6 protein-coding genes and 1 pseudogene are annotated in these 6,172 nt (G+C 72.7%); all 7 read left to right on the forward strand.

The genetic code is table 11. The annotated features are described in order from the left end of the window. Positions 1–187: 187 nt before the first annotated feature. Positions 188–1,081 (forward strand): annotated as a pseudogene (locus ACFU74_RS33535) (DUF881 domain-containing protein); the annotation flags it as partial. A 242-nt stretch (positions 1,082–1,323) separates the two neighbouring features. Further along, positions 1,324–1,656 carry a small basic family protein gene (locus tag ACFU74_RS33540; protein ID WP_380281460.1) on the forward strand — a complete coding sequence of 111 codons (333 nt, stop codon included), beginning with the start codon at positions 1,324–1,326 and terminating at the stop codon, positions 1,654–1,656. A gap of 268 nt (positions 1,657–1,924) precedes the next feature. Continuing rightward, positions 1,925–2,773 (forward strand): DUF881 domain-containing protein, encoded by an 849-nt coding sequence (locus tag ACFU74_RS33545; RefSeq protein WP_380763717.1) that lies wholly within the window; start codon positions 1,925–1,927, stop codon positions 2,771–2,773. 445 nt (positions 2,774–3,218) lie between these two features. Next, a complete protein-coding gene (locus ACFU74_RS33550) occupies positions 3,219–3,761 on the forward strand; it encodes an FHA domain-containing protein (protein WP_030303564.1) in 543 nt (180 codons plus the stop codon). A gap of 179 nt (positions 3,762–3,940) precedes the next feature. After that, positions 3,941–4,636: a MerR family transcriptional regulator gene (locus ACFU74_RS33555; protein ID WP_380763723.1), complete on the forward strand. Its 696-nt coding sequence runs from the start codon at positions 3,941–3,943 to the stop codon at positions 4,634–4,636. A gap of 85 nt (positions 4,637–4,721) precedes the next feature. Then, a complete protein-coding gene (locus ACFU74_RS33560; protein WP_380763719.1) occupies positions 4,722–5,198 on the forward strand; it encodes a bifunctional nuclease family protein in 477 nt (158 codons plus the stop codon). 264 nt (positions 5,199–5,462) lie between these two features. Next, positions 5,463–6,125 carry a MerR family transcriptional regulator gene (locus tag ACFU74_RS33565; RefSeq protein WP_380763721.1) on the forward strand — a complete coding sequence of 221 codons (663 nt, stop codon included), beginning with the start codon at positions 5,463–5,465 and terminating at the stop codon, positions 6,123–6,125. The last annotated feature ends 47 nt before the right edge of the window (positions 6,126–6,172 follow it).

A 6,172-nucleotide genomic window follows, 5' to 3' on the forward strand; every position in this document is an offset into this window, starting at 1 on the left:
CCCCCCCCCCCCCCCCCCCCGGCCGGGCCCCCCCGGCGCCCCCCCCCGCGCCCCCGCCGGGGGGGGGGGGGCCCGGCAGCGGCCGTCCCGCCCCGCTGTCCGTTTCAGGTGGTTGGTCACGCTCCGCCCGATTTGCCATGTCTCCAGCTCAGGGGGCGTGCGCGAGGCCCTCGTGCGACATGGGACGATGGTCCGCATGTCATCGACGCCGGGGCAGGGTGCCAGCAGTGGACGGTACAACCGTCCGGATGCCTCGATGTCCCTGCTGACCAACGTGATGGACCACAGCCTGGACGAGGGGTACGCCGAGGCGGCGGCCGCGCGGGGCGGGGACGGGCCGTACCGGATACCCGGGACGGCGCGCGGGATGCTGACGCTCGGCGCCGGGCTGGCGCTCGTCGGCGCGGTCGTCACGGTCGGGGCGGTGAACGCGCACAAGGCGGAGCCGACGCTCGCCAAGGAGCGCGACGCCCTGATCCACCGGATCAACGATGCCAACGGCTCCGCCGACCACCTCCAGCAGCAGGTCCAGGACCTTCGCCGGAAGGTGGAGAGCACCCAGCAGCAGGCGCTCGCCGCGGGTGAGGGCGACTCGGCGGCGGTGGCCGGCGCGGTCGGCCTCGGTGAGGTGACCGGCCCCGGTGCGAAGCTGGTGGTGGAGGACGCGCCCGGCACCGGCGCCGGCGGGAACGTCGACCCGCGCGCAGGGCAGGGCTTCTCCAACAGCGGGCGCCTGCGCGACCGCGACCTGCAGTTGGTGGTGAACGGGCTCTGGGCCTCGGGTGCGGAGGCGGTCTCGATCAACGGGCAGCGGCTCACCGCGCTCTCGGCGATCCGCGCGGCCGGTGAGGCCGTGCTGGTGGACAACCGGCCGCTGGTGCCGCCGTACACCGTGCAGGCGCTCGGGGACGGCACGCGGTTGGTGAGCGCCTTCGAGAGCGCCATGGCGGGCCAGTACCTGCGGCTGTTGCAGGAGAAGTACGGCATCAAGTCGACCATCTCGGCGCAGAAGAGCCTCACGCTGCCCGCGGCCGTCGGCGTCACCCTGCGGACCGCGCAGCCCGCCACCCCCGAGGCCTCGCCGACCGCGAGCCCGACCGCGAGCCCGGGTGCGAGTCCGTCCGGGAGCCCGTCCACGAGCGCGAGCCCGAGTGCCGGCCCGAGCGGGACCGCGACGGGCAGCCCGTCGGCCACCGCCTCGCCGTCGCCGAAGGCCGGCGGGAAGCGCTCGCCCAGCGCCCCGGCCACCAAGTCCACGACCTCCCGCCCGACCACCGCGACCACCACCGGGTCGCCCTCCGCAGCGACAGGAGCAGCTACACCGTGATTGCCGTACTGGGTCTCGTGATCGGGGTCGTCGTCGGACTCTTCGTCCAGCCCGAGGTGCCCGACGTCGTGGTGCCCTACCTGCCGATCGCGGTGGTGGCGGCGCTGGACGCGGTGTTCGGTGGCGTCCGCGCGATGCTGGACGGGATCTTCGACGACAAGGTGTTCTTCGTCTCGTTCCTCTCGAACGTGGTGGTGGCGGCGCTGATCGTCTTCCTGGGCGACCAGTTGGGCGTCGGCTCGCAGCTGTCCACGGGTGTGGTCGTCGTCCTCGGCATCCGCATCTTCTCCAACGCCGCGGCGATCCGGCGCCATGTCTTCCGTGCCTGAGCCGGGCCGCGGGCGCGCGGCGGAGGAGCAGACGGACGGATCGGCGGGAGAGGTCGTGCAGGACGAGAAGCGAGGGGAAGGCTCCGAGGGCGAGGCGGTGACCGCGCCGGCCTCGAAGGCCGCGCCGCGGGCCCCCGAGGAGGCTCCGGGGGCCGGGTCTGACGCTGAGCCCGAGGGTGGGACCGCGGGTGGGACGGCGGTCGGGACCGACCCGCCCGTTCCCCGGCGCGCCCCCGCGGTGACGCCTGCGCCCGCGCGTGCGCCGGAAGTGACGGCGGAGACCCCGGGTACGGACTCCGGGAAGCCGGAACGCGCGGAGGAGCCGGAGCCCGAGGACGACCAGGAGGAGCCCGAGCACGCTCCGATGTCGGTGTCCGCGCACACCATCGACCGGCACGCCGCACGTCGGCGGCTGATGGCCGCGCTGTGGCCGCCGAGGCTGTCGCGCGGTCAGCTGGTGGTGGCCCTGCTGCTCTTCTCGCTCGGCCTGGGGCTGGCGATCCAGGTCCGCTCGACCAACGACCACCACAGCCAGCTGCGCGGCGCGCGCCAGGAGGACCTGGTCCGCATCCTCGACGAACTGGACAGCCGCCAGCAGCGTCTCCAGCAGGAGAAGGCGGAGTTGGAGCAGTCCCTGGCCAAGTTGGAGAACAGCTCCAACCAGGCCAAGGAGGCCCAGGAGCAGACCCGGAAGAAGGCGACCGAACTCGGCGTCCTCGCCGGGACCGTCCCGGCCACCGGTCCGGGCATCGTACTGACGGTCGATGATCCCCAAGGGCAGGTGAAGGCGGATATGCTGCTGGACACCCTGCAGGAACTTCGAGCGGCGGGGGCGGAGGCGATTCAGATCAACGATGTGCGCGTGGTGGTCAACACCTACTTCACGGACGTGTCCGGCGGTGTGCAGATCGACGGCAAGAAGGTCTCGGCGCCCTACCGCTTCACCGTCGTGGGAAATCCGCAGGACCTCACGCCCGCGTTGAACATTCCGGGAGGTGTCGTCCGTACCCTGGAGAGCCACCAGGCGCGCGCGACGATCTCCCAGCAGCAGAAGGTGCTCGTCGACGCCCTCGTCGATCCGAGGACGCCGCAGTACGCCAAGCCGGCTCCGAAGTGACCGTCACGTTCGGAGTGCCACTCCAGCCGGCCCGGTCCCAGACCGGGCCCGCACCCTGTCCGAGGTTCTCACCCTGCCCCACGGGCGGGTCTGTCACACGCAAGGGGATTCGCCCGTGAGTTTCTTCTCGAAGTTGTTCGGTCGTAACAAGGGCCGCAACGCGGCCGCGGCGGAGGCGCCGACCGCGCTGCACCGCCGGGACGACGAGCCCGCCGTGCCGGGCATGCGCTCCGCCCCGGAGGGCGCGGAGTACGCCGAGCGTCCGCTGTTCCGCGACGGCGCCCAGTACGCGGGGAATCAGGCGGGCTACGGCGCGTCGGTTGACCCCTCCGGCGCCCCGCGCATAGGTTTCCCGACAGGACCCTCAACCTCTGGTGGAGGGTTTGCACCGGACCCGTACGCCGGGCACAACCCGTCGGGTGTGCCGCGCCAGGAGGCTGTGAACATGGCTGGCCCCACTCCGTGCCCCAGGTGCGGCAACCAGAACCCGGCCTCGGCGCGGTTCTGCTCCAACTGCGGTACGGCGCTGCGCGGCGGGCTGCTGCCGGAGGGGTCGGCCGAGACCACCTCGACCATCTCGATCTCCGGCCTGGAGTCCTACGACCCCAACACCACGACCGGGACCGGCACTCCGGCGCTCTCGGCCGAGGTGCTGGCGGCGATCGACGCGCTGCCCCCGGGCTCGGCGCTGCTGATCGTCCAGCGCGGCCCGAACTCCGGCAGCCGGTTCCTGCTGGACTCGGACAAGACCACGGCCGGGCGTCACCCGCAGGGCGACATCTTCCTGGACGACGTCACGGTCTCCCGCAAGCACGTGGAGTTCCGCCGGACGCCGGGCGGCGGCTTCACCGTCGCCGACGTCGGCAGCCTGAACGGCACCTACGTCAACCGGGAGCGGATCGACGAGGTCGCCCTGAACAACGGCGACGAGGTGCAGATCGGGAAGTACCGGCTGGTCTTCTTCGCCAGCCACAACCGGGGGTACTGAAACCAACGTCGGCAGGAGCCCGAGTGAGTACGAACACCCCTTCCTCTCCGCTCGGGGCGGCCACCCCCGCGTCGTCCGGCCCCCGGCCGGACCAGGGCGCGCGGGGGGTGGTCGCGGCCCCCAGGCAGCCGGTCCGCCCGGACCGGCCCGCCGGGCGGCGGCGCGGTGGTGACGAGCTGTTGAGCATCGGCGCCGTACTGGCCTTCCTGCGCGACGACTTCCCCGAGGTCACCATCTCCAAGATCCGCTTCCTGGAGGCGGAGGGGCTGGTCGAGCCGCAGCGCACGCCCTCGGGCTACCGCAAGTTCAGCCCGGCCGACGTCGAGCGGCTGGCCTACGTGCTGCGGATGCAGCGCGACCACTACCTGCCGCTGCGGGTGATCCGCGAGCACCTCGACGCGATCGAGCGCGGCGAGAACCCGCCCGCGCTGCCCGCCGCCGCGGACGCCCGGCCCGGGCCGCTGGAGGAGGCGGACCGCGAGCTCACCGCCTCGGCCGAGGCCTCCGCCGGGGTCCGGCTGGGCCGGGCCGAGCTGCTGGCCGCCGCCGAGGCCGGCGAGGCCGAGCTGGCCGAGTGGGAGTCCTACGGGCTGGTCGCGCCCGGTCCGGACGGCGGCTACGACGGCGAGGCGCTGCAGGTCGCCCGGCTGGTCGCCGAACTCGGACGCTTCGGGCTGGAGCCGCGCCACCTGCGGGCCATGAAGGCCGCCGCGGACCGTGAGGTCGCGCTGGTCGAGCAGGTCGTGGCGCCGCTGCGGCGCCACCGCAACCCGCAGACCAGGGCACACGCCGAGGCCACCGCCCGGGAGCTCGCGACGCTGTCCGTGCGGCTGCACGCGGCGATGGTCCAGGCGGGCCTGCGGATCCGGTCCTGACCCTCACCGTTCGTGCCCACCTCGCTGACCAGCGGCGTCGGCGCTGCGCTTTCATATCCGGGTCGGGAGCCATAGGGTTGCCTGTGTGAATGAGCTCGACGTCGTGGGTGTCCGGGTGGAGATGCCTTCCAACCAGCCGATCGTGCTGCTCCGGGAGGTCGGGGGCGATCGGTACCTGCCGATCTGGATCGGCCCCGGCGAGGCGACCGCGATTGCCTTCGCCCAGCAGGGCATGACGCCGGTGCGCCCGCTGACGCACGACCTCTTCAAGGACGTCCTGGAAGCGCTCGGCCAGCAGCTCACCGAGGTCCGGATCACCGATCTGCGCGAGGGCGTCTTCTACGCCGAGCTGGTCTTCGCCGGCGGCGTGGAGGTGAGCGCCCGGCCGTCCGACGCCATAGCGCTGGCGCTGCGCACCGGCACGCCGATCTTCGGGAGCGAGGAGGTGCTCGCCGAGGCGGGCATCGCGATCCCGGACGAGCAGGAGGACGAGGTCGAGAAGTTCCGCGAGTTCCTCGACCAGGTGTCGCCGGAGGACTTCGGCGGGGGCGGCCCGCAGTAGGGGCGGGAGCCGCCCCTGGGGATGCTGCGGAACCGGCCTGTGGGCCGATGTGCCGCAGGGGATACGCCTGTTTTGCCAAAACGCATCCGCCTACCCACACTAGGGGCACGAAAAACCACTCTCCTGAGTGACGCGGTCTGTTCGGCTCGGCGTGGCGATCGTTGACGGGCCATAGGGGACTGCCTACCGTCACAGGAGGGGCTGCCCGGGTGTCCGATCGCCCGCGGTCTGGGTTGCCCGCAGCACGAGTGGACGGAGGTAGGCATGACCGGCACTGGCGATGAAGTGGCCGCGGGAGGCCTGTGCGCCGTGCACCTGCCGCGCACCACCCGCACGGTGACCGAACTGCCCCGGACGGCGGAACTGCCCAGGGTGGGCCGGTTCCCGGCGGTACAGCCCGGCCAGCCGGCCCTGGAGCGGCTGTCACCGACGTCCGAGCTGATCGGCTACCGGGGCCCGACCGCCTGCGCGGCGGCCGGGATCACCTACCGCCAACTGGACTACTGGGCCCGTACCGGACTGCTGGAGCCCAGCGTCCGTTCGGTGTACCCGGTGAGCAGCCAGCGGCTCTACAGCTTCCGCGACATCCTGCTGCTGAAGATCGTCAAGCGGCTGCTGGACGCCGGCGTCTCGCTGCAGAACATCCGGGTGGCGGTCGCCCATCTGCAGGCCGCCGAGATCGCCGATCTGGCGGGGCTGACGCTGATGTGCGACGGTGCGACGGTGTACGAGTGCACGACGCCCCAGCAGGTGGTCGACCTGATGAAGGGTGGCCAGGGGGTCTTCGGGATCGCGGTCGGCGCGGTCTGGCGGGAGCTGGAACTGACCCTGGTGCGGCTGCACGCGGAACGGACGGACACCGGCGAGACGGTGGTCGGCCACGACCCGGCGGACGAGCTGGCGCAGCGGCGCAACCGGGCGGTCTAGAAGGAGTCGAGCGACGCCGTGGGCCCGGACGGGGAACCGTCCGGGCC

The sequence above is a fragment of the Kitasatospora sp. NPDC057500 genome (genome assembly GCF_042802195.1).
Lineage (GTDB): Bacteria > Actinomycetota > Actinomycetes > Streptomycetales > Streptomycetaceae > Kitasatospora.

What these genes read in the sequence shown, in the direction of transcription:
- ACFU74_RS33550 (WP_030303564.1), top strand. Translation starts at nt 3,219, where the DNA reads ATGGCTGGCCCCACTCCGTGCCCCAGGTGCGGCAACCAGAACCCGGCC.
- ACFU74_RS33565 (WP_380763721.1), top strand. Translation starts at nt 5,463, where the DNA reads ATGACCGGCACTGGCGATGAAGTGGCCGCGGGAGGCCTGTGCGCCGTG.